Genomic DNA, 705 nt, shown 5'->3' with positions numbered 1-705 from the left:
TTCCCCGGCAGCCACCTGCTCTCCCATGCCGTCTCCAGCATAGTACCATCGGCCGTCCAGGTCTTAACCATCGTGTTCGGGATGGGTACGGGTGTGTCCCCTGGGCGCATCGCCACCGGAAATTTCAGTATCAACTTTTCATTGATAACTGAATAACAAAACTAACCTCTACTTGTTCTTCCTTAGAAAGGAGGTGATCCAGCCGCACCTTCCGATACGGCTACCTTGTTACGACTTCACCCCAGTTACCGGCTCCACCTTCGACAGCTCCCTCCTGATGGTTGGGTCACTGGCTTCGGGCATTTCCGACTCCCATGGTGTGACGGGCGGTGTGTACAAGACCCGGGAACGTATTCACCGCGACATTCTGATTCGCGATTACTAGCGATTCCAGCTTCGTGTAGTCGGGTTGCAGACTACAGTCCGAACTGGGACGGCCTTTTTGTGGTTCGCTCCCCCTCGCGGGTTCGCCTCACTCTGTAACCGCCATTGTAGCACGTGTGTCGCCCAGATCATAAGGGGCATGATGATTTGACGTCGTCCCCACCTTCCTCCAGGTTATCCCTGGCAGTCTCTCCAGAGTGCCCGGCCGGACCGCTGGCTACTGAAGATAGGGGTTGCGCTCGTTGCGGGACTTAACCCAACATCTCACGACACGAGCTGACGACAACCATGCACCACCTGTCTCTTCTGTCCCGAAGGAAA

Annotated in this window: 2 rRNA genes; both read right to left on the bottom strand. The window is 55.9% G+C overall.

Annotation, left to right across the window (positions count from 1 at the left end):
* Positions 1 to 2 precede the first annotated feature (2 nt).
* Positions 3 to 120 (bottom strand): 5S ribosomal RNA (gene rrf / locus B5F87_RS20560).
* Positions 121 to 186: 66 nt separating this feature from the next.
* Positions 187 to 705, bottom strand: a 16S ribosomal RNA gene (locus tag B5F87_RS20555); the annotation flags it as partial.

Source organism: Eubacterium sp. An3 (assembly GCF_002159465.1).
In the GTDB taxonomy this organism is placed as follows: Bacteria; Bacillota; Clostridia; order Lachnospirales; family Lachnospiraceae; genus Anaerobutyricum; species Anaerobutyricum stercoris.
This window is presented reverse-complemented; position numbering and strand designations above follow the sequence as displayed.